We start from the raw sequence: 24,089 nt of genomic DNA, 5'->3' as shown, positions 1-24,089 counted from the left end.
GCCAACGAGTTCAAGATTTTCACCAACGTGCACTCCGCCACCGTTGACCCGAAAGCGTTCGACCAGGACAGCTTTGTGGATGTGGAAGGCGACTACTGCATTATTCCGCCGAACTCCTTCGCGCTCGCCCGCACCGTGGAGTACTTCCGTATCCCACGCTCGGTGCTGACCATCTGCCTGGGCAAGTCCACCTATGCGCGCTGCGGCATCATCGTCAACGTGACCCCGCTGGAGCCGGAGTGGGAAGGACATGTGACCCTGGAATTTTCCAACACCACCAACCTGCCGGCGAAGATCTACGCCAATGAAGGCGTGGCGCAGATGCTGTTCTTCGAGTCCGATGAGATCTGTGAAGTGTCCTACAAGGATCGCGGCGGCAAGTACCAGGGCCAGCGTGGCGTGACCCTGCCGCGGACCTGATGTAACAAAACCTATGACAGACTTCCCCTCCCAAGCCGATGTGCTCATCATCGGCGCCGGCGCCGCCGGCCTGATGTGTGCTTCGGTGGCGGGGAAGCGCGGCCGCAGTGTGCTGGTGCTGGACCACGCCAACAAGGTCGGCAAAAAAATCCTGATGTCCGGCGGCGGCCGCTGCAACTTCACCAATTTGTACACGGCGCCGGACAACTTCTACAGCGAAAATCCCCACTTCTGTAAATCCGCCCTGGCCCGCTATACCCAGTGGGACTTTATCGCCCTGGTGGAAAAGCACGGAATTCCCTACCACGAGAAAACCCTCGGCCAGCTGTTCTGCGACAACAAGTCCCGGGATATTGTCGACCTGCTGCTGACAGAGTGCCGCGAGGCAAAGGCGCAGATCCGCACCCGTTGTGAGATCCAGCGCATTGAACCGATGGAGCCGAAGGGGTTTGAGGTGCACACGTCCCTTGGAAAAGTGGTGTGTGAATCCCTGGTGATCGCCACCGGCGGACTGTCGATCCCCACCATGGGCGCGACCGGATTTGGCTATGACATAGCCCGTCAGTTCGGCCACAGTATCGTGCCAACCCGCGCGGCGCTGGTGCCCTTTACCCTGAACAAGCGTTCTCTGGAGCGGCAGCAGGAGTTGCCGGGGACCTCGCTGGCGGTCACCGCCAGTTGTGGTGAAGGCAGTTTCCACGAGCAGATGCTGTTTACCCACAAGGGGCTCTCCGGTCCCTCGGTATTGCAGATTTCCAGCCACTGGAAAGAGGGCATGCCGGTGGAGTTTGACCTGGTGCCCGGGCTGGATTTGCCCGAGTGGCTTGTGGAACAGCGCGGTGCAAAACCTGAGAGTTTTCTGCATACGCTACTGGCGGAGTTCTGGAGCAAAAAACTGGTGCAGTTTTTCCTGCACAGGAATGGCCTGCAGAGCAAACCGCTGAAGCAGTACGCTGACAGCGAGCTGCGTGAGGTGGGCAAAAAACTGCAGACCTGGACCCTGATTCCCGAGGGTACCGAAGGCTACCGCACCGCGGAAGTGACCCTCGGCGGGGTGAATACCGACGAGGTTTCATCGCGCAGTATGGAGAGCATGAAACAGCCGGGACTGTATTTTGTCGGCGAGGTGCTCGATGTGACCGGTTGGCTCGGCGGTTTCAATTTTCAGTGGGCCTGGGCTTCCGCCCACGCGGCCGGCGGCGAAGTGTGAGGAAAAAACATGGGTGACATACTGCCATTCAAACGCAAGACGGCCTGGGAAAAACACAAGGGCAGCAGCCTTTGTCGCGACGGTTTCCACAAATGGAAAGTCGTGACCGAACGCAAGTTTGATGTGAAGCAGGGAAGGCTGGTAACGGAGTATTGTTGTCAGCGCTGTGGGAAAACCAAGACAGAACTGCTGTAAAAAGCAGATGTAAAAAAGCCGGCAGAATTGCCGGCTTTTTTATTTCAGGATGTGATTTGAGTAGTGCGCTGAATTATTGCTTCGGCGCCGCAACTCCCATCTCTTCCAGCAGGTTATCCGCGTGGTCCACCTTCTCCATCACCCACAGCATGTAGGCAACATCCACATGGATCGCGCGGGTGTTGTCGTTGAAGTCCCAGTCGGCATTGATGCTGTCGTAGGTGCCATCGAACACCAGGCCGATCAGCTCGCCCTTGCCGTTCATGGTGGCGGAGCCGGAATTGCCGCCGGTGATGTCCACGGTACTCAGGAAGTTTACCGGCACCGAGTCCAGGCTCTCTTTGAAGAAGCGACCGTAGTCCTTGTTCTTGATGGCATCCAGCAGGGCCTGGGGAGCATCGAACGGATCTTCACCGGTGTACTTGGCTTCGATACCGCGCAGGGTGGTAAAGGGCACAAAGCGGTCTTTGCCATCGTTGCCATCGGCGGGGCCCTTGATGGTGCCGGCGGGCGGTGTATAGCCTTTCACCAGACCGTAAGTGAGGCGCAGGGAGCTGTTGGCATCCGGGTACACCGGTTTACCCTGCTCGTTGTAGTACGCGATCAGCAGGTCCATGTATTTCGGACGTACCTCCGCGAACTTGCCATCCATTGCCTTGTCTTTCTGCTCGATCGCAAAGCGGTCGTCATAGGTGGCTACTGCCAGCTTGATGAACGGATCGTCGCTCGCACGGAATTCTTCCGGTGACTTTTCCATCCACGCCAGACGGGTTTTGGTATCGGTGAGGCCGGTTTTTTCGTACATGGCCGCGAGCTTCTGCTGCAGCGCATCACCACTCAGGTCGCCAGCGAAATAGCTGTCGAAACTCTCCAGGTGCTGATCCTGCGGCAGCGCGTTGTAACGCTCGATAAAGTAGGTCCAGATGGCCTGGTCCACCGTCGGTTCGAAGTTGCGCTCGATGCGTTGCAGGCTCTCGGTAAAGCGGGTCATGTCGCGCTCTTGATAGCCGGGCTCGCGCTCCATGTTCGGCTTCTGCTTTTCCAGGCTCAGGCGGTACAGGCGCTGTGCGGTGCTCAACATAGCAGAGCGGTTCATGTAACCGAGCAGCAGGTCGCGCTCCTGGGTGGACTGTTGCTCACTGACCAGTTTCTGTAGATCACTGATCACGGAAGCGTATTTTTTGCTGGCTTCCGGATTGGCTTCAATCCATGCCTGCAGGTCCTTTTCCAGCTGCTGTTTGCGGGCGAGCAGATCGCTGCGGTTGTAGCCCTCCATCATACCGGTGAAGTTTTTGGAATAGTTGTTGAGACCGGCAACCAGGCTCGCGTATTTGAGCGCGGCATCCTTGTTGTTTTCGGTGGCCTTGCCAATCACCTCGGACCATTCCGCCAGCACCTTCTGCATGGTGGGGTAGTACCAGCTGAAGTTGTTGCTAACTTCTTCCGCAGTGCGGTAGCGGTTGGTGCTGCCGGGGTAGCCGGCGACCATTACAAAATCACCCTCATCCGGTCCCTTGGTGGCAACCTTCAGGAAATGTTTTGGCTTGTAGGGCACGTTTTCTTTGGAGAAGTCCGCGGGCTTGCCTTCCGGGCTCACATAGGCGCGCAGGAAGGAGTAGTCGCCGGTGTGGCGGGGCCACATCCAGTTGTCGATGTCGCCGCCGAACTTGCCGATGGAGGAGGCCGGTGCATGCACCAGGCGCACATCGCGAATCGCCAGCTGCTTGATCAGGTAATAGCTGGCGCCGCCGTAATAGCTGTACACCTCACAGCGGTGGCCCGGATCCGATTCACAGTCTGCGACCAGCGCTTTCTCCGCATCTTCAATGGCCTTGAAGCGGGTGGCTCCGTCCATGTCGTCGCTGAGCTTGCTGTTGATCTTGTCGGTGACTTCGTTCATGTCCACGGTGACATAGATACGTGAACCGGGGGCCGCTGGCAGTTCTTCGCCCAGGGTTTTGGCGAGGAAGCCGTTGGTCAGCAGGTCATTGTCTTCGGTGGAGTTGTAGGAAATGGAGCCGTAGGCGCAGTGGTGGTTGGTGGCCACCAGGCCCTGTGGCGAAACGAAGGACGCGGAGCAGCCGCCGAGGCTTACCACCGCATTCATCGGGAACTGGGTGAGATCCGTCATGGTCTTCGGATCCAGCTCCAGGCCCAAGCTTTTCAACTTGTCGCCCAGTTCAGGCAACTGGCGCGGCATCCACATACCTTCGGTGGATACATTGTCCGAGGTGCTGGCGGCGGTGCTTTCCGTCGCCGCAGGTGCACTGTTGGTGGACGTATTGCTGTTGTCCGCGGGCTTGCCGCAGGCGGTCAGCAGGGCGATGGTGAGAGCCAGCCCCGCTTTATGTATGAACTTGTTGTCTATCACTGTGATTCCTTGACTGTACGCAGGATTTAAAATGCAGAGTTTAAAAATCATACGGCCACTATCTGCGGCCACGTGGCCCAGATGCTGCCACAGAATCAGAGAAGTAAGAATCCTCGCTGAGATCAGTGGTGCATCCATCGGGATAAGTCAGCCCACAGTGTAGAATGTGTGGCGAATCAGGTAGTTGATGTTGTTATTGAAAACGGGAGACGGCGATGTTCGAAAAACAGGATTTACTGGATATCGCCCGCACGCCCATGCCATTCGGCAAATACGCCGGCCGCCCCCTGATCGACCTGCCGGAAGAGTATCTGTTGTGGTTTGCCAAGAAGGGCTTTCCCAACGGCAGGTTGGGGCATCTGATGGCGATGACACTGGAAATAAAGATTGAGGGTCTGGACGGGCTGATCAAGCCGCTTAAAGCACAGTGAGCCCGTTATAGCGGGCCCACTGCTGAATAAACTACTTGAGGGTTAGCGTTCGTAAACGCGGCGACCGCGACTGTCGTAGTAGTAGCGTCTTTTCTTGTCGCGGTCATAGAGCCAGCCGCCGACACCACCGAGTACTGCACCCGCGGCGGTACCGCCGGGCCGACCACCGGAGATCAGTGCGCCGGTTACCGCGCCTATACCGATGCCGGTACCTACACGGCGATCGGTATCACTCATGGAGGCACAGCCCGCACCGATCACGCTGGTTGTGAGCACGGTCACCAGCCCCAAGCGCTTGATTGATTGCATCTGCATAAATACCCCTTAACTTCGCTCATTTGAGGATCAGCGAGAATGACCTTCGGTCTATCTTCAGCCTGATGGACTGACGCTGGTCGGAGCCAGTGTATGGTCGTGTTTTTGCCACCACAAAAATCTCTTCGGCAGAGATTAGGCGTATGTCGTGCGGCAGCGATGGGGTAAGCTCGCCCTAGCCGGTCTTGAGAATAAAGCCGAACCGTCGCCGAGAAGGATGAAAAAAAGCTATGTCGCAACCTGATCTCACGCTTGTACAGGTGCCGGAGCCGAGCCAGGTGCGCAGCCGGCAGGCCCTGGAGCGGTTGCTGATGGCCGGGGAAGAACTGCTGGCCACCAACCAGTTCGAAGAAGCCAGCGTGGCGGAAATCGCCAGCCGGGCTGAATCATCCGTGGGGACGTTTTACCGGTTGCTGGGAGACAAGGACACACTCTCGCTGCTGCTGCTGCAGCGATTCATGCAGCGGCTTGCGGATGCCACCGCATCGCTGCGGGGCGCCGGGGTAAATTGTCGCGATCTCGGCGAGGGAGTGCGGCTGCTCACGGATACCTATATCGACGTCTATACCGGACGCCGCGGCGTGCTCCGCGCGGTCATTCTGCGCGCTTCCCGCAGTGCCGCCTTCCGCGACCGGGTGCACCAGCTCAATACCCACATATCCACAACCGCCTGCGACTGTTTGGAGCCGTTCCTGGACCAGGTGCTGCACGACAATCCCCGCCAAGCGGTGGCCACCGGGGTCCATATGGTGCTGGGGGCACTGAACCAGCACACGGTCACCGGCACCCTGGGCGGGTTACCGGCAGAATCCCTGCGCCAGGAAATCGCCCGCTTGCTGCTCGGCTATCTGCGCGGTCCGCGTTAAACACGTTAGCAACTCTTTCCTTAATTGGCGTTAATTTCATCTGTGGTGGGTGAATCCCACTTGCACAAGGTGGGAGCGGGGAGTAATCTTTCGGTATCGGAATTCGTATTCCGATTCCATTTTTGGGGTTTACCCGCGGAGCAGATCGGGTCCGTCGGCAGAAATGGAATCCGGATAACCGAATTGGGGCGGGGTTGTTGAAATGAAGAGAGAGCCACTGCATTGAACAGAGGGCGGACCAACCCCAACCCGCAGAAGAATAACAACAGCGATATGAGATCAATCCATGCCGTATTTTTCCCGCGACGGCCGCAAGCTGCACTTCACCGATAGTGAAGGGCAGGGCGAGCCCCTGTTGCTGCTGCATGGCCTCGGTTCCCGAGGCGACGACTGGCAACCACAAATAAATAGCCTCGCCAGTGAGTACCGCATATTGACCCTGGATTTTCCCGGGCACGGTGAAAGTGCGGTAGCGTCCGGGCCTGTCAGCATGGAAACCCTCGCTGCAGACGCCCTGGCGCTGCTGGATCATCTCGCCATTGAGCGCGCCCATGTGGCCGGGCTCTCCCTTGGTGGCATGGTGACCATGCAACTGGTGGCAAGCCACCCACAGCGCCTGCGCACCGCCATCGTGATCAACTCCGGTCCCGGCATGGTTGCCGGGCGCTGGCGACTGAAATTACTGGTGGTGCTGCGCACCTTGCTGATTCGCACCTTGGGGTTGCCGGCACTGGCGAAAAGCATCGCGCCGAAACTATTTCCCGAGTCCGCACAGCAGCCGCTGCGGGAGAAATTCCTGCACAGCATAGCTGCCGCGGATCGCCGCACCTATCTCAAAATCCTGCGCGCAATCGGGCGCTTCAATGTGTGGCCGGGAATCGCCGGCAGCCCGGTGCCGGCGTTGATCATGACCGCGGACAACGATTACACGCCGGTTTCCTACAAGGCTGCCTATGCCGCCACCATGCAAAACGCGCAGCTTTCCATTATCGAAAATTCCGGACACGCCTCCCCCATGGATGCGCCGGAGCAATGCAATCGGAATATCCGAACATTTCTGCGCACACACACCGCGAAGGAGGGCTCCCTGTTGGCGCAGGCAACTGTCGACTGATTTCAACCATAAAAATAGCGAGAGAGGAATTGGGTATGTCTAATAAAAATAATGCGGTACCTGGATTTCAACGGCGTTTGCTGACCCTGGCCATTGCCGGTCTCGGCAGCATTGGTGCGCCTCACGTGGCGGCCCAGAGCGAGTCCGACGGGCGCAATCAGGTACAGGCAATCGAAGAAATTGTGGTGTCCGCGCGTCGGCGCGATGAATCCCTGCAGGAAGTTCCCCAGGCGGTCAGTGCCATCAGTGGCAAGGACATGCTGATTGCCGGTATTTCCGATCTGTCGGATCTGCAATCCCAGGTGCCCGGGTTAACGGTCTATCCCGCCCGTGCCACCAGCTCCACGGTAACCGCGTATATCCGCGGTGTAGGGCAGTCGGACCCTCTCTGGGGTGTGGAGCCCGGTGTGGGTATCTATGTGGATGATGTGTACCTTGCACGCCCCCAAGGTGCCCTGCTGGAAATGCTGGACGTGGAGCGGGTGGAAGTGCTGCGCGGTCCCCAGGGAACCCTGTATGGGCGCAATACCATCGGCGGTGCCATCAAATATGTCAGCCGTCCGATTGGCGATGAAACGGAAGTTGCGCTGAAGACGGCGCTCGGCAGTTATAACCAGCGGGATTTCGCCGCGTCCATCAGTACTCCACTGTCTGAAACGCTATACGCGAGCCTGGCTATGGGTACATTCGAACGCGACGGCTTTGGCAAAAACCGGCTAACCGGGGCGGAGGTTTCCGACAAGCAGTTGTATGCCGGGCGCGCGGTTGTGGAGTGGCGCCCCGATGCCAACTGGTCGGTAAATCTCGCTCACGATGCGGTCTACGATCGCTCCGCCGTGCCAGGTGCACAGCGCATGGTGGTGAATGGCATCGAGTCTTTCTTCAGCGGCGAAGCGCCGCTGCCGGTCAGCAATCACCGCTACGATGTGGACAACGGCTTCGCCAACCAGAGCAACGATACCGACAATTCCGGTACCGCTCTCACCGTCAGTTGGCAGGGCGACGGCAACTGGGCGTTCAAGTCCATCACCGCCCGTCGCGAGGGCGAGTTTAACCAGGCCATCGATTTTGATCTCGGCCCCTATCCCATTGCCGATGTGGACGGAGTACAGCACGACGAACAGCTGAGCCAGGAATTCCAGTGGCAGTACAACAGCGACACCCTGAGTGGTGTATTCGGGCTCTATCTGCTGGACGCAACCGCGGGTGGCGAGGTACGCAACCGCTTCGGCATTCCGACCGTGCTGGTGGCGCCGGCACTGGTGCCGATTATCGGGCCCACCCTCGCCATTTATGGTGCCAGTGGCGGTGAGGTGGAAACCGATGCGGCGGCACTGTTTGGCGACCTCAGCTATAACCTCAGCGACAGCACTGCGCTCAATCTGGGAGGGCGCTTCAACCGCGAGAAAAAGCAGGCGGTGGTACTGAACCAGAATATGGCCGATGAAGATTTCACCATTCCCAACGGCCAGGTCAGTGCGGATTTTGACGGGGCGGAAACCTGGACCGATTTCTCTCCCCGTATCGGTATCGATCACCAGCTGGATGAAACAACGCTGCTCTACGCCAGTTACAGCGAGGGCTTCAAGAGTGGTGGTTTCAACATTCGCGCCAACACCGTGCAGGTTCCCGATTCACAAAATCCCTATAAGCCGGAAGAGGTTGCCAGTTACGAGCTGGGTATCAAGGCGGATATCGGTGACTCCCTGCGTGTGAATGCTGCGGCTTTTTACAGCGATTACCAGGATATCCAGCTCAGTATCTTTACCGGTGTGGATACCACTGGCGACGGCAACAAGGACAGTTTCTTCGGCGATTTTACCAATGCCGGGGCCGGGGTGATTCGCGGGCTGGAACTGGAATACCAGTGGATGCCGGTAAGTTATTTTGCGCTGAGCGGTAACGCGACCTGGCTGGATGCGTATTACAAAGAATACATTTCCGCTGGTGTAAACGTTGCCGACGAGCAGAAATTTACCAATACCCCGGAGCTTGCCTACACAGTCAATGGCGACTTCAGCTTTGCCCTTGGCGAGTTGGGCAATATTGATGCGCGCCTGAGTTACAGCTACCGCGATGACGTTTATCCGACCACGGACCTGAGCGACATCGTATTCCAGGAAGCCTACGGCCTGTGGAATGCGGCAGTGGTGTTCACCCCCGTATCGGAAAATTGGCGGCTGGCACTCGAAGGGCGCAACCTCACCGATGAGGAATACCGCAATACCGGTTATGACCTGCGGGGTTCGGGCTTCCCGATCGTGAGCGGCTTTTACGGTGATCCCAGGGTGTGGGCGCTGCGGCTGGACATCGACCTCTGACATTTTTCCCCGGGGCTGCCAACGGGCGGCTCCCGCTTTAAAAAATACTGAGGGAGAACACTATGCTCGGCCTGATGATGCAGGGGCAGCTGACCCTGACTGGCATTATGCGTCACGCACAGGAGAATTTTTCCGCGCGTGAAATCGTATCCATCACCGCAGACAACCCGCGCCATCGCTACACCTACGGTGATGCTTTCGCACGCGCCGCACAGCTGGCCAATGCGCTGCGGAAACTCGGGGCGCAATCCGGCGATTGTATTGGCACCCTGGCGTGGAATGATCACCGCCACTTCGAGCTGTACTACGCAACCTCGTGCAGCGGCCTGGTCTGTCACACCATCAACCCGCGACTGTTCTCGGAACAGATCACCTACATTATTCGGCACGCGGAAGATCGCTGGCTGTTTGTGGATCCCGCCTTTGTCCCCTTGCTGGAACCCCTCGCCGATGATCTTTCCTGTGTAAATGGGTTTGTGATCCTGTGCGACCAGGCGCGGATGCCGGCAACTACACTGCGCAATGTTTTCTGCTACGAAACGCTGCTCACACAGGAATCCGCGGATTTTTCCTGGCCGGAGCTGGATGAGCAAAGTGCGGCGGCACTTTGCTACACCTCCGGTACCACCGGTAATCCCAAGGGGGTTCTCTACTCCCATCGCGCAATGACACTGCATACCTACGGCGTGCTGATGCCGAATGCGTTTGCGCTACAGGACGATGAAGCGGTGATGCCGGTGGTGCCGATGTTTCATGTCAACGCCTGGTCGCTGCCATACGCCGCGCCGGTCATGGGGGCGAAGCTGGTGTTGCCGGGTCAGAAAATGGGGTGTGGTGAAACCCTGTGTACGCTGATTCGCGAAGAGGAGGTCAATGCGGCGGCGGGGGTGCCGACGGTGTGGCTGGCGCTGCAGCAATACCTGCGCGAAACCGGCCTGGAAATACCGAGCCTGCAGCGGGTCATCGTCGGCGGTGCGGCCTGTCCATGGTCGATCATGCAGGAGTTTGAGGAAAGAAACGGGGTTTACACCCATCACGCCTGGGGCATGACGGAAATGAGTCCCGTAGGCACCTTCAACGGCAGGCTGCCGGAAAGTATTCGGCCGGAGGAGCGCAAGCAGCGGCGGCTGAAGCAGGGGCGCGCGGCATTCGGTGTGGAAATGCGTATTGTCGACGACAGTGGCAAACGCCTGCCCCACGACGGTATCGCATTCGGCGCATTGCAGGTGCGAGGACCCTGGATCTGTGAGCGCTATTTCAAGTCGGACGTTTCCGCACTCACCTCCGATGGCTGGTTCGATACCGGCGATGTGGCCACCATTGATCCCGATGGTTACCTGGGTATCACCGACAGAACCAAAGATGTGATCAAGTCCGGTGGCGAATGGATTTCCTCCATCGAACTGGAAAATATCGCCGTGGCCATGCCGGAAATCCAAGAGGCTGCAGTTATTGGCGTCGCCCATGAAAAGTGGGATGAGCGACCGCTGCTGGTGGTGGTCACCGTGCCGGGTGCTGAAGTGGATACCGCAGAAATCCTGCGCCGCTTTCACGGCAAGGTTGCGCGCTGGTGGATTCCCGACGCCTGCCTGGTGGTCGACGCCATTCCCCATACCGCCACAGGAAAAATCAGTAAAAAAGATTTGCGGATACAGCTGGCCGATTATTGCTGGCCGGAAATGCTGCCGGCATAGCCGGTTGCAAGCCCGAGAAAAAATGATTTTTTGAGTTTTTCGGAAAAAACAATTTATTTCTGCGAGAAAAGTGCCAGGCAATTTTCGGAGTTTTCTGCCGTCGCAGGCAAAACGAATCGAGGAAAATAATAATGAATGCCTTCACCAATATGCAGCAACAGATACATCACCTTCTCTCCCGGATAAAACAAACACTGCTAGTCATCGGTTTGCTCGCGGTTTGTAACCAGGTGGCCAGTGCCGCCGACAGCCAGTCACTGATTCGCGCCATCCCCTCTCTGGGCGGTGCCCAGGTTCAGGGAATTGCCGACACCAACAATACCCAGTCCTGGCGGGGGATTCCGTTTGCGCAGGCGCCAACAGGGGACCTGCGCTGGCGTGCACCGAGAAACCCGGTTGCCTGGAGCGGTGTCCGCGATGCGAGTCAGTTCGGCAGTATCTGCCCGCAGCCCGGCAGCTTTTTCGGGGAGCCGGACCCTACAACCTTTGACCTGCCCATCGGCAGCGAGGACTGTCTCTATCTGAATGTATGGCGACCGAAAAGCAGTGCCGACAATCTACCGGTACTGTTCTGGATTCACGGTGGTTCCAATCGAATGGGGGCGGGTTCGGAGGTGCTTTATCACGGCGGCAACTTTGCGCAGAAAGCCAATGTCGTGGTGGTCAGTATCAATTACCGGGTGGGCAGTCTCGGCTGGTTCTACAACAGTGCCCTGGCAGAAGGCGACCCGAAGGATGACTCGGGGAATTTCGCCACCCTGGACCTGATCAAGGGGCTGGAATGGGTACGGGATAACATCCGCCAGTTCGGCGGCAATCCCGACAGTGTCACCATTGCCGGGCAGTCCGCCGGGTGTATCAATGCCTGGGGACTGCTGCAATCTCCGCTGGCGGACGCGCTGGTGGATCGCATGCTGTGCATGTCCGGATTGCCCAACGCTTACCCGAAGGCGCTGGGTCAGGTGCAGTCCAATGACGTGATCGACGATCTGCTGGTGGAGAATGGCTACGCCGTTGACAAGCTGTCCGCAGCGCAGTTTCGCTTGAACCAGAGTGATGCCTGGTTGCGGAATTTTCTGCGCGGACTGCCGGCGCAAGCCATAGTGCGGCACACACCCAGCCCGGTGGTGATGGGGCACTTCACCGATGGGCACGTGATTCCGTGGGCGGGTTATGCGGATCTGATTGTCGGCGGTTACCACAAGGTGCCGATGATACTCGGCACCACCGGTGACGAAGGCACTTTGTTTGCCGGGGCACTGGCGGGGTATCTGAAACCGTCACTGGCGGAACTCTGGGATATGGCCAATTACCAGAACCCGGAAAACCTCGCGGTTACGGATATCATCGAGCCCGATCTCTACCCGAGCTATTACCCGGTGCACCGTACCCTGAGCCTGGCGGTGGATCTGACCATCGATAATATCTGCCGCTACCTGCGCTTGATGCAGGGCAATATCTATCGCTACAACTTCGACTGGGACGATGCTCCCGAGCCGTGGAAGGAAAGTTTCGGGGCCATCCACGGCATGGATCTTCCGTTTCTGTTCGGCAATTTCCCGGGGCCGGACCAGCCGGATTTCATGCGCTATATGATCAGTGGGCAAAACCAATCCCAGCGCGAAGCGCTATCTGCGAAGTTCATCCAGTATGTCAGCCAGTTCATGCGCACAGGCAATCCCAACAAATGGTTTGATGGTTTGCCAGAGTGGTACGACTGGTCAAACTTCTGGATCTATCAGAAGCGCCTGATTCTCGACAACAATGTGCACACAAATTCCCACGATTTCTGGTTGTCCGATGTCAACGGTGCGCTGAACCAGCTCGGTCCCATCGACCGGCAGCGCGCGGAGGAGCTGATGTCGAATTTCCAGGTGCAGCTGGAAGACGCGGATGTCACCTATCAATAGTGCTGTCGCTAAGCGTATGGCCTGGCAACGTCAGACAGGGTGCGCGGAACGGCGGTGCGGTAACGAAATTGCGATTTGGGGGGTGGGGACGGGACACTATAATGGAATTGTCCCGGGAAGACTCCCCCATCGCAGGACGAGGTGGAGTGCCAAGAAGAAGCGGTCCGTAACGGAGTCTGAACATGCCCGTAAATAGGCCCACAGCGGGTGACCACTGGTCGGAGTGTTGACTTCAGCGAGTGAAAAAGCGGGAAGTTTCAGTCAGCTTGATTGGGTAAAAGGGGCGAGCGGTCGATATTTATCGGCCGCTTTTCTTTTGCGGCTGCCAAATTCATTCAGCGTTGGTGAAGCGTGTCAGCACCGGGCCATACGCAAACTATCGCGCCAGAATCACATAATCCCGTGTGACTCACCTCTCAAGACTGCCTCAGGGGGCTGGTCAACGCAGTCCGAAGCAGAGTATCGTGAAAACCTGATGACACCGCTGTCATATTTTTATTAAAAATGACAGCGGTGTCATTCGGCCCGGGCCATAGACGGGCACCAGAGGTACCTGTTTTTACAAACAGACAAGCAGTACCGGCATGGAGATGTAGTTATGCCGTTCAATCGGGGGCAGCGAAGCCCGTTGAGGTAAGACGGAACACACTCTCCGCTGCCCTCATTGATATCGATCCTGATCAATAAAAGATAACGACAAGGTGAAAATCAATGAAAGGGCTCACACCCAGCCACTGGCGCCGCGCACTGTTAGCGCTCGGCCTTGCCAGTTCCTCCGCCATTGCCGCACCCGGCGCCCCCACCATCGACTGGATGGAAACCAGCTTCGCCGTCATCGAAGTGGACGATGCCGCAACCTCCTACGAGCAGCTGGTCACCATCAACGATTATGCGGAAGTTCCGGTCGCCTGGTCCAAATGGTCCGGTGATCCGGCGACTAGCGCGCAATACCTGTTGAATGGCCAGGTAGTGCTCGAGCAGAGCATCAGTGGCGGCGCCACCCAGACTGGCAGTGCCACTCTCCAGGTTGCCGAAGGCGGCCAGTACCAGCTGCAGGTTGCCCTGTGCAATGACGATGGTTGCGCGACTTCCGCAGCGGTCGACATTGTGGTTGCCGATACCGACGGCAGTCACCTGGATCCGATCACCCTCACCGCGGGCGAAAACAACCAGCCGTATGCCAACGAGAGCGGTTCTGTGGTGGGTACCTACTTCGTGGAGTGGGGTGTTTACGGGCGCAAGTTCTCCGTGGACAAAATCCCGGCCTACAACCTGACCCACATCATTTACGGCTTTGTGCCGATCTGTGGTGGCGACGGTATCAACGACAGCCTGAAAGAGATCGAAGGCAGCTTCCAGGCCCTGCAGCGTTCCTGCTCCGGCCGTGAAGACTTCAAGGTAACCCTGCACGACCCGTTCGCCGCGCTGCAGAAATCCCAGACTGGCCAGAGCTACTCCGACCCCTACAAGGGCAACTTCGGCCAGCTGATGGCGCTGAAGCAGGCATACCCGCATCTGAAAATCCTGCCGTCCATCGGCGGCTGGACCCTGTCTGATCCGTTCTACTTCTTTGGCGATGCGGCCAAGCGCAAAACCTTCGTGGACTCGGTGGAAGAGTTCATCCGCACCTGGAAATTCTTCGACGGTGTGGATATCGACTGGGAATATCCGGGCGGCCAGGGCGCCAACCCGAGCCTGGGTGATGCCGCGACCGACGGTGAAACCTATCGCCTGTTGATGCGCGACCTGCGCGCGATGCTGGACAAAGTAGAGCAGGATACCGGCCGTGAGTACGAGCTGACTTCCGCCATCGGTGCCGGCTACGACAAGATCGAAGACGTGGACTACCTCGCGGTACAGCAGTACATGGACTACTTCTTCGTGATGACCTACGACTTCTACGGCGGTTGGAGCAACGATGTCCTCGGTCACCAGACCGCACTGTACGCGCCGGCCTGGCGACCGGATACCGACTACACCACCCACAACGGCATCCAGGAACTGCTGGGCCTCGGTGTAGAGCCGGGCAAACTGGTTGTTGGTGCCGCCATGTACGGCCGCGGCTGGACCGGGGTTTCCGGCTGGACCGGCAGCGACCACATGACCGGTACCGCTACCGGCAAAGTGGCCGGCACCTGGGAAGCGGGCGTAGTGGACTACCGCGATATCGTGGGTCGTATTGCGACTGGTGAGTGGGAGGAGTACTACGATGCAACCGCAGAAGCTCCCTACATCTTCAAGCCCAGCACTGGTGACCTGATCACCTATGACAACCACCGTTCCGTCCTGGCCAAGGGCGCCTATGTGCAGTCCAACAACCTGGCCGGTTTGTTCTCCTGGGAGATCGACGCGGACAACGGCGACATCCTCAACGCCATGCACGAGAGCCTCGGCCACGGCGACGGTCCTGGCAACCGCCCCCCGATCGCGCGTGCCGGTGGTAACCAGAGCGTGGACAGCGGTGCCGTAGTAACCCTGGACGGCAGCAATTCCAGCGACCTGGATGGCGACCCGTTGACCTACAGCTGGACCCAAATTTCCGGTCCCGCGGTTAGCCTGCAAAACGCCACCAGTGCGTCTGCCAGCTTCACCGCGCCGAGCGTCACTGCCGACCAGGCACTGGAGTTCGCACTGACCGTCACCGATACCAGCGAGGCCAGCGACACCGACCTGGTCATCGTCACCGTCGTGGCGCCCCAGCAAAACCGCGCCCCCAGCGCCAATGCCGGTGCCGACCAGATGGTGGTAACTCCGTCTACCGTCACCCTGAACGGCAGTGACTCCAGTGATCCCGATGGTGATGCGCTGAGCTACAGCTGGACCCAGGTCAGCGGTACCCCGGTTTCCCTGAGCAGTGCGACTTCGGTCAACCCGAGCTTCGCCGCCGCGCAGGTGAGCGCCGAGGAAGAGCTGGTGTTTGAGCTGAGCGTAAGCGACGGCAGCCTGAGCGACGATACCCCGGATCAGGTCAGCATCTTCCTGTTGCCCGACAACACCGCGCCGGAAGTGACCCTGCCGGGTGCGATCACTGTCGTTGAAGGGGAAAGCTTCACTGTGACCGCCACTGGTACCGATGCCGACGGCGATGTGCTGAGCTACAGCTGGTCCGGCATGGCCACAGGCTCCGGAGCCTCCATTGCCATCACCGCCCCCCAGGTGAGCGCGGACTCTGTGTTCGATCTGACCGTCACCGTCAGCGATGGCATCGACAGCGCGAGTGCGACTGTCCCGGTTACCGTGACCAACGTACCGGACGACAACGAGTGCAGCGCCACCGATCCGAACGCCGGCAGTTATCCCGCCTGGCAATCCGGCAGCACCTATCTCGGTGGCAACAAGGTGAGCCATCAGGATCTGGTGTGGGAAGCCAAGTACTGGACCCAGCAGGAGCCGGGATTCACTTCCGCCGACTGGAAACTGTTTAGCAACGTGGAAACCCCGTGGAACGCCAGCACAGCCTACAACGGCGGTGCCGAAGTGAACCATGAAGGTACACGTTACCGCGCCCAGTGGTGGACCCAGGGCGACGAGCCCGGTGTGAACAGCGTGTGGGTGGTAATCGGACCCGCAACCTGCAACTAAGCATTAGTGCAAACCACAGAGGGCGCAATCGCGCCCTCTGTCTTTTTCCTTTCTTTTTGTTCCGAATTAATAACGCGAATAAAGGAATTCATCATGAAAAAAGGTCTGTTGGGCATTATCGCCCTGGGACTGCTTTCCGTGGAGGCCGCTGCGGTAGACTGCAGTGCACGCCCGAACTGGGAGAGCAGTGCGATCTATGTGGGCGGCAACACCGTTCAGCATCTGGGTAACGGCTACACCGCCAACTATTGGACCCAGAACAACAACCCAGCCACCAACTCTGGCACATGGGCATACTGGAAATACGACGGCGCCTGTGACGGCAGTTCCTCCAGCTCCTCGTCCAGTTCTTCCAGTTCCTCGTCGAGCTCCTCCAGTTCATCCTCTTCCAGTTCTTCCTCCAGCTCGTCTTCCTCTTCCAGCTCGGGCGGTGGTTCCGGTGGCGGTGCCTGCACTTCGCTGCAGTATGTTGCCGGTACCAGCTATACGGCCGGCCAGCAGGTGCAGAACGTCGGTCTGGAATTCCAGTGCAATATCGCCGGTTGGTGCTCTTCAAGTGCCGCCTGGGCCTATGAGCCCGGCGTCGGCGCCCACTGGCAGGACGCGTGGAGTCAGGTCGGTGACTGCGGTTCGTCCTCCAGCTCGTCCAGCGGTGGTTCCAGCTCTTCTTCCGGTTCTTCTTCCAGCAGCGGTTCTTCCAGTTCCTCCGGCAGCTCTTCAGGTGGCAATAGTGGTCTGCTGCCGAAGCACGCGCTGGTGGGTTACTGGCACAATTTCAACAACGGTTCCGGTCTGTACCGCATTGCTGAAGTGTCCGATGTGTGGGATGTGATTGTGGTGGCCTTCGCGGACGATGCGGGCAACGGCAGCGTTGCATTCACTCTCGATGCGGGTCTCGACAAGCAGCAGTTTATTGCCGACGTCGCCGCCAAACGTGCCGCTGGCAAGATTGTGATCCTGTCTTTCGGTGGCGAAAAAGGCACCGTTACCCTGAACACCGACAGCAACGTGGCCAACTTCGTCAACAGCACCGCGGCGATCATCGACGAGTACGGCTTTGACGGCATCGACATCGACCTGGAATCCGGCGCTGGCGTCATGCACGGTGCACCGGTAATCCAGAACATGGTGACGGCGGTCAAGCAGCTGAAGCAGAGCTATCCCAATATGTACCTGTCCATGGCACCGGAGCATCCATACGTGCAGGGTGGCTATGTGTCCTACACCGGCATCTGGGGTGCCTACCTGCCGATGATCGACCAGCTGCGCAATGAGCTGGATCTGCTGCACGTGCAGCTGTACAACAACGGCGGTCTCTCCACGCCCTACAATGGCTCGGCCTACGCGGCGGGCTCGGTGGACATGATGGTGTCTTCCGCGCTGATGCTGATTGAAGGCTTCCCGCTCGGTTACGGCAGCGCGGGCTTCTTTGAAGGGCTGCGTCCGGATCAGGTCGGCCTGGCACTGCCTTCGGGCCCGAAGGCCGCCGGCAGTGGCTTTGCCACCACCGCGGATATCAATCGTGCACTGGACTGCCTGACCCAACAGCTGAACTGCGCCACCCTGTCCCCGAGCCAGGCTTACCCCACCTTCAACGGTGTGATGACCTGGTCCATCAACTGGGACATGAACGACGGTGGCATTTTCTCGGGCCCTGTTGGCAGCCACGTACACAACCTTCCATAAGGTTGTTCGTCATCAAATAACGACACTACAAAATACCGGGCAGCGATTGATCGCTGCCCGGTATTTTTCATTAATCCCCCAAATTTTTTCCCGTCAAATTGCGCTCGCCAAGCGGATTCCCGGAAACGGTGCAGCGATTGTTCGCTGCGCGGGCGATTGTCCCCATTTGAGTGCAGCTGCAAACGCTCTGTTACAGAGTGTTACAAAACGCGGGCGGCAGTGCGAATTGCCTCCAAGTTTTGAGCCCCCCAAGTTTGTAACACTTGGGGTGTGTTGAACCTTACCGGGCCGCCAACACCAGGCTCCGGAAAAACCATAAATACTCATCACGTCTTTTCCGCGGATATCGCGGTGTGTTCGGCTGTGATTAAAAAAATAATCTAATAAATTTGGGAAACCCTATGAAAAAAGTATTCGGAATGCGCCGCATCGCTGCGGCGGTTCTCGCTCTTTCCGGCGGCCTCGGGGCTGTGCCGGGCATCGCCCAGGAACTGGGTTCAGAAACCTCGCCCGGAGAGGTGACCTTTACCCTGATTACCGGGGATAAAGTTTCCGCCGTGGTCAAAAATGACGGCGAGCTGGCGGGTATCCGGCTGCTCGGGGAAGACGGCACTGAAGCCATCACCAGCATTTTCCAGTATGGAAGCGATGTCTATGTGGTGCCGGCGAAGGCTCGGGAACTGGTAGACGCAAAAGCGGTGGATCTGGAGTTGTTCAATATCAACAAGCTGTTCCAGAGTGGCTATGACGATCGTTCCACCAGCAAGCTGCCGGTCATTGTCGAGTACACCGACGGAATCCTGGCTGGCGCGGCGACACCGGAAATACTCGACGGCATGTCCCTGACCGGTGAAATCGAAATCATCGACAGCGCGAGCTTCGGTATTGAAAAAGACAAGGCCGCGGAGCTCTGGTCAAAATTGACCGCGGACAGCCGTGTCGAAGGCGTCTGGCTGGACGCCGTGCTGCACGCGCACAAGACTTCCGCATCCGCAGCCCTCACCCCAACCGTACCGCTGACCGGCGCACATGGTACCTACGCGGCGAACTTCAGCGGTGACGGTGTCACCGTTGCGGTGCTGGATACCGGCTACGACGTAGAGCACGCAGATCTCGCCGGCCAGGTAGTGGCCGCGAGGGATTTCACCTACTCGAGAAATGGTGTGGATGACCTGAACGGCCACGGCACTCACGTTGCCACCACCATTGCCGGCACTGGCCATGAGTCAAACGGCCTCTGGACCGGAATGGCGCCGGGGACCAAGCTGGTCATCGGCAAGGTGCTGGGTAATACCGGCGGTGGTTCCACCACCGGCATCATGAACGGCATGTTGTGGGCGGTAGAGCAGGGGGCTGATGTGGTGAGCATGTCTCTCGGCGGTAGCGCGACTACCTGCAGTGGTCCAATGGTGGATCTCGTCGAGGCCCTGAGTGACAAGGCGCTGTTCGTGATTTCCGCGGGCAACAGCTTCACCCGCGAAACCGTCGGCTCCCCCGGGTGCGCCCCCAGCGCGCTGACCGTTGCCGCCATCGACCGCGAAAACCAGACTGCGGTTTTCTCGTCCCGTGGGCCATCCCCCGACGGCCACTCCGCCAAACCGGATATCGCCTCTCAGGGCGTCGACGTGGTTGCGGCCGCAGCCGGTGGCTTTGGTGAAACCGGCTACGTCGCCTTGTCCGGCACCTCCATGGCCGCTCCCCATGTATCCGGTGGTGCCGCCATTCTTAAACAGGCACGCCCTGAACTCTCGCCCCGCCAGCTGAAAAAGGTACTCACTTCCTCGGTGGCGGTAAGCGATGCCCATGTTCTGGAGCAGGGCGCGGGCCCCATGGACGTCAATGAAGCCGTGGTTCAGGCGGTAGTGGCAGAGCCCAATACCGAACTCGGTTTTTTCAGCGGAGCGCCGAATTACAAATTCACCGAGACCTCGGTGACCCTGGAAAACCTCAGCGACAAGGCCCGTACCTTCAAGCTGAAGCTGGATCTGATCGGTGAGGATGGCTCCACGGAACTGCCGGCAACCCTGGCGGGGCTGGGGGTGAAATCCATTACCGTTCCCGCCAACAGTTCCGCACAGGTTCCGGTTTGGGTAGATCCGAGCGTAGGGCTGCTCAGTGGCGCCTACGGTGCGATCACCGGCCGCATTGTCGGCACCGACACCGGTAACAGCGACGAGCGCATTACCGTGCCGGTTTCGTTCTGGATTGACCAGCCCAAGGTAAAGCTGAGCTTTAGCGTTACCGATCACCGCGGTAAGCCCGCAACCTCTCCGTCAAAAATCTACCTGATGAACGAAGAGGACGACTGGGGCCAGTACGTTGCGATCAACAATGGCATTGCCAGCGTTAACGTGCCTGAAGGCGATTACAGCATCGTCGCCAATATCATGACCTACGACAACGATAGTGCGTTCGGTGGTCTGGTGGAGTCCGCCGCGCAGATGGCCGTGCTTCGCCGCAAGGTCGCGAGCGATTCCCACATCGACTTCGATGCCCGCAGCGCCGAAAAAGTGGAATTCAAGGCCGGGAAACCGCTGGCCCCGCAGGGATATTCCTTCGGTTTCACCTACGCCCTGGACGATGCCAAGCACGCCAAGCTGGCGGCAATCGAGCTCGCTCCGGATTACGTCAAGGACTTCTATACCTGGTCCCAGGGCCGCGACGACCGCTTCCGCTCCTTCGTTACCACCCGTGCCATCGCGCCGGAAACCGTAATGAAAATGGAAAACGGCGAAGTGCTGGATTATGTAAACCAGGGGCTGGCACTCAGCTTCCACGGTGAAGGCAGTGCGGAAATCGTATCCGTGGGGGATGCCGGGTACAGTACAGATTGGTCGCAGTTTGATCTGGACGGCAAAATTGCCCTGATCTCCAACCCCTATTACCTGACCGGCTACATGGTGGGCAACGCGATGAAACATGGCGCCATCGGTGTGATCGGCTATCGCCCGGGTACCAACGGCCGCTATAAAACCATCATTTCCGGTACTCCCAAAATTCCGGTGGTGATGCTGAGTGCCGAGCAGGGCGCGCGCCTTCACGCGGAAGTGGATACTGGAAACAACCGCATCAGCTGGTCCGGTATTGCGGCTGAGCGCACACCCTATGCCTACTCCATCAATCACATCACCGACGGTCATATCGATGGCGGGCTGGTACGTGTCCACGAAGACCAGATGTACAAAATCACTGCCAGCTATCACGCGCAGGGCAGTGAAGCGCCGGCGTGGACCGACGTGATGGGCATGACCAACAGCACCGGTGAATTCTACTCAACCGGCAGCCCGCAGTTGATCATGACGCCGGTGGAGCGCGAGGAGTTCTACACCGCGACCAGTAAAAATGCCTGGACCAATATAGTGATGCCTAACGCGCAGCTGCGCACGGATGGTGGCTACTTCGATGGCCCGCGCCTGATGACCGCAGGTGGCGAGGAGCGCACCAGCTGGTTCAAGGGACCGCGCGGTGGCACCTTGCTGACCAGCGGCTCCGCGATTGCCTACCGCAGTACCAACACCCTGCAATTCAGCATTCCCGCATTCGGTGATGCGTCCGGCCACGATGCAACCGGTGGTTACAACGGGATGGGTGCCTACGGCATTACCGTCAATGGGCAGACCCAGTATCTCGATGGCGGCATCCTCACGGTTCCGGACGCAGCCAGTGAAATCGGGCTGGAGATCCGTTACTACCCGCGCGGTGTCGGCGAGCGCTCCCCGGTCAAGGATAAGCTCGGCTCCTTCTATCAGGGCAAATACAGCTTCTCTACCGACAGCGCTAAACAGGGGGCACAGGCAATCCTGGTTCCGGTGGTCGACCTTCCTGTGGACACCATGAACTCTGCACCGGCCGGTGAGCCAATGGAGGTCAAGTTGTCGGCGGTGATGGACGGACTCGGCGAAGTCGACCTGGCTTCCGTTTCCCTGCAGTACGGTTACGGGCAGGAATGTGTGCTGAGCGATGTCCCGGCCTATGTCTACTGCCCGGTTAACGACAAGTTCTCTTCCAGCAACTGGGTGGATGCGGAGACCAAGCAGGTGGGCGGCGAGTGGGTCGCCATTGTGCCCAACGATGCCGAAGCCGGTGAGTTTGTGCATCTGCGGGTCAGCATGACCGGTACCGAGGGCAGCCGCACCGAGCAGGTAACCATGCGTACCTACATGCTTCGGTAACGGATAACCCGTAACGCGCACAAGATTAAACGCCGCTAACAGCCTGGCAGTTAGCGGCTTTTTTATACCGGCAGAAAATTGAGGCATAAAAAAACCCGGCTGTAGCCGGGCTTTTTTGTGCTCTGACAGAGACCGAATTAACGGTCTTGGGGAGCTACGTAATCGCGTGTGGGGTAGCCGGTGTACAGCTGACGCGGACGGCCGATCTTGTACGGGTTGGAGATCATCTCGTTCCAGTGCGCGATCCAGCCCGCGGTACGGCCGGTGGCGAAGATCACGGTGAACATGTCGGTGGGGATACCGATGGCCTTCATGATGATGCCGGAGTAGAAGTCCACGTTCGGGTAGAGTTTCTTCTCAACGAAGTACTCGTCTTCCAGGGCAATCTTCTCGAGCTTCTTGGCGATGCGCAGCAGCGGATCATTCTCGGCACCCATGGCACCCAGTACTTCGTCGCAGATGCCCTGCATAACGCGGGAGCGCGGGTCGAAGTTCTTGTACACGCGGTGGCCGAAGCCCATCAGGCGGAACGGATCGTTCTTGTCCTTGGCCTTGGCGACGTACTCGTCGATGCGGCTCTCGTCTCCGATCTCTTCCAGCATGGTCAGAACCGCTTCGTTGGCACCGCCGTGCGCCGGTCCCCACAGGGTGGCGATACCGGAGGAGATACAGGCGAAGGGGTTGGCGCCGGAGGAACCGGCCAGACGCACGGTAGAGGTAGAGGCGTTCTGCTCGTGGTCCGCGTGCAGCAGGAAGATCACGTCCATGGCCTTGGCCACGATCGGGTCGATCTTGCTCGGCTCACAGGGGGTGCCGAACATCATGTGCAGGAAGTTCTCGGAGTAGCTGAGGCTGTTGTCCGGATACATGAACGGCTGGCCCTTGCTGTGCTTGTAGCACATGGCGGCCAGGGTCGGCATCTTGGCGATCAGGCGGTCAGCGGAGATCTTGCGGTGTTCGGGGTCGGTGATGTCGAGGGAATCGTGGTAGAAGGAGGCGAGGGCGCCCACAACGCCACACATCATGGCCATCGGGTGGGCATCGTAGCGGAAGCCCTTAAAGAAGTTGACCAGGGATTCATGCACCATGGTGTGGTTCATGATGCCGCTGACGTATTCCTTCTTCTGCTCGACGGTGGGCAGTTCGCCGTTCATCAGCAGGTAGCAGGTTTCCAGGTAGTCGGATTTTTCCGCCAGTTGCTCGATCGGGTAGCCGCGGTGCAGCAGTACACCCTTGGCGCCGTCGATATAGGTGATCTTGGACTCGCAGGAGGCAGTGGACATAAAGCCCGGGTCGAAGGTGAACAGACCTTTGCTTGCCAGGCTGCTGATATCGACAACGTCGGGACCGACGGTACCGGAATAGACCGGCAGGTCGATAGAGGCGTCGATACCGTCGACCGTGAGTTGAGCTTTCTTGTCGGACATTGTGGACTCCTAAAAACTATTCTGTTGCCAGCTTTTTTATTTCCACACAAATCACTGAATTCCTTCAGGGATTTAACGGCCCGGGAGGGGCGCGCTCCGCGCTCATCTGTGATCACCTTTTTATGGCAAGGCGTATCGCAGGCGTTGTCTGTGCACAGGCAAAACCCGGAAAGGGCCGGATTCTGCGGGCTCGGAGGGCCTTCTTTGGCGGCATCCGGACGCGGATATGGGGCTAGCGGGCTTTTGAGCGCGGCCAAACTTAAGTGCCGCGCCTGAAATTGTCAAACCAAATCGGATGGACTGGTCGCTTCGCACGCCGCAGGATCTGTTGTACTCGGCCCAGGTGGCAGGGAATTTGCCTGTAGGGGCTGGGGT

General features: G+C 58.6%; 15 protein-coding genes. 12 read left to right on the top strand and 3 right to left on the bottom strand.

The features are described 5' to 3' along the window. The 3 genes from dcd to VIL80_RS08825 form a co-directional block, all read left to right on the top strand. Positions 1-420: dCTP deaminase (gene dcd / locus VIL80_RS08835; protein ID WP_332035745.1), on the top strand; the 420-nt coding region annotated here is incomplete at its 5' end. 13 nt (positions 421-433) lie between these two features. Next, positions 434-1,630 (top strand): BaiN/RdsA family NAD(P)/FAD-dependent oxidoreductase, encoded by a 1,197-nt coding sequence (locus tag VIL80_RS08830; RefSeq protein ID WP_332035744.1) that lies wholly within the window; start codon positions 434-436, stop codon positions 1,628-1,630. Between the two features lie 9 nt (positions 1,631-1,639). Continuing rightward, entirely contained in the window at positions 1,640-1,825 is a 186-nt protein-coding gene (locus tag VIL80_RS08825; protein WP_318954837.1) for a hypothetical protein, read from the top strand. A 73-nt stretch (positions 1,826-1,898) separates the two neighbouring features. On the opposite strand, the gene VIL80_RS08820 is transcribed toward VIL80_RS08825, so the two are convergent. Beyond that, positions 1,899-4,196, bottom strand: a complete 2,298-nt coding sequence (locus tag VIL80_RS08820) for a S46 family peptidase (protein WP_332035743.1) — start codon at positions 4,194-4,196, stop codon at positions 1,899-1,901. Between the two features lie 215 nt (positions 4,197-4,411). Here VIL80_RS08820 and VIL80_RS08815 point away from each other — a divergent pair, with 215 nt between their 5' ends. Further along, the gene (locus VIL80_RS08815; RefSeq protein ID WP_332035742.1) at positions 4,412-4,627 is read left to right on the top strand and encodes a DUF3820 family protein; all 216 of its coding nucleotides are present in this window, start codon (positions 4,412-4,414) and stop codon (positions 4,625-4,627) included. Positions 4,628-4,669: 42 nt separating this feature from the next. On the opposite strand, the gene VIL80_RS08810 is transcribed toward VIL80_RS08815, so the two are convergent. Beyond that, positions 4,670-4,942, bottom strand: coding sequence for a YMGG-like glycine zipper-containing protein (locus VIL80_RS08810; protein WP_332035741.1), 273 nt, complete (start codon positions 4,940-4,942; stop codon positions 4,670-4,672). A 230-nt stretch (positions 4,943-5,172) separates the two neighbouring features. Between VIL80_RS08810 and VIL80_RS08805 the strand changes: the two genes are divergently transcribed. The 8 genes from VIL80_RS08805 to VIL80_RS08770 all read left to right on the top strand — a co-directional run bounded on the left by VIL80_RS08805 (position 5,173) and on the right by VIL80_RS08770 (position 22,287). After that, positions 5,173-5,808, top strand: a complete 636-nt coding sequence (locus VIL80_RS08805) for a TetR/AcrR family transcriptional regulator (protein ID WP_332035740.1) — start codon at positions 5,173-5,175, stop codon at positions 5,806-5,808. A 286-nt stretch (positions 5,809-6,094) separates the two neighbouring features. Then, positions 6,095-6,922, top strand: coding sequence for an alpha/beta fold hydrolase (locus VIL80_RS08800; protein WP_332035739.1), 828 nt, complete (start codon positions 6,095-6,097; stop codon positions 6,920-6,922). A 35-nt stretch (positions 6,923-6,957) separates the two neighbouring features. Continuing rightward, complete coding sequence (locus tag VIL80_RS08795; RefSeq protein WP_332035738.1) at positions 6,958-9,243, top strand: TonB-dependent receptor; 2,286 nt, start codon at positions 6,958-6,960, stop codon at positions 9,241-9,243. A 62-nt stretch (positions 9,244-9,305) separates the two neighbouring features. Further along, positions 9,306-10,937, top strand: a complete 1,632-nt coding sequence (locus tag VIL80_RS08790; protein WP_332035737.1) for a long-chain-fatty-acid--CoA ligase — start codon at positions 9,306-9,308, stop codon at positions 10,935-10,937. A 131-nt stretch (positions 10,938-11,068) separates the two neighbouring features. After that, positions 11,069-12,847: a carboxylesterase/lipase family protein gene (locus VIL80_RS08785; RefSeq protein WP_332035736.1), complete on the top strand. Its 1,779-nt coding sequence runs from the start codon at positions 11,069-11,071 to the stop codon at positions 12,845-12,847. A gap of 711 nt (positions 12,848-13,558) precedes the next feature. Then, positions 13,559-16,429, top strand: coding sequence for a glycosyl hydrolase family 18 protein (locus VIL80_RS08780; RefSeq protein WP_332035735.1), 2,871 nt, complete (start codon positions 13,559-13,561; stop codon positions 16,427-16,429). Positions 16,430-16,522: 93 nt separating this feature from the next. Continuing rightward, the gene (locus VIL80_RS08775) at positions 16,523-18,115 is read left to right on the top strand and encodes a glycosyl hydrolase family 18 protein (protein ID WP_332035734.1); all 1,593 of its coding nucleotides are present in this window, start codon (positions 16,523-16,525) and stop codon (positions 18,113-18,115) included. A 401-nt stretch (positions 18,116-18,516) separates the two neighbouring features. After that, positions 18,517-22,287, top strand: a complete 3,771-nt coding sequence (locus VIL80_RS08770) for a S8 family serine peptidase (protein WP_332035733.1) — start codon at positions 18,517-18,519, stop codon at positions 22,285-22,287. Positions 22,288-22,424: 137 nt separating this feature from the next. Here VIL80_RS08770 and gltA read toward each other — a convergent pair whose 3' ends face one another. Next, complete coding sequence (gene gltA, locus VIL80_RS08765; protein WP_332035732.1) at positions 22,425-23,714, bottom strand: citrate synthase; 1,290 nt, start codon at positions 23,712-23,714, stop codon at positions 22,425-22,427. Positions 23,715-24,089: the final 375 nt, after the last annotated feature.

This window comes from Microbulbifer sp. (assembly GCF_036563125.1).
Classification (GTDB): domain Bacteria; phylum Pseudomonadota; class Gammaproteobacteria; order Pseudomonadales; family Cellvibrionaceae; genus Microbulbifer.
This window is presented reverse-complemented; position numbering and strand designations above follow the sequence as displayed.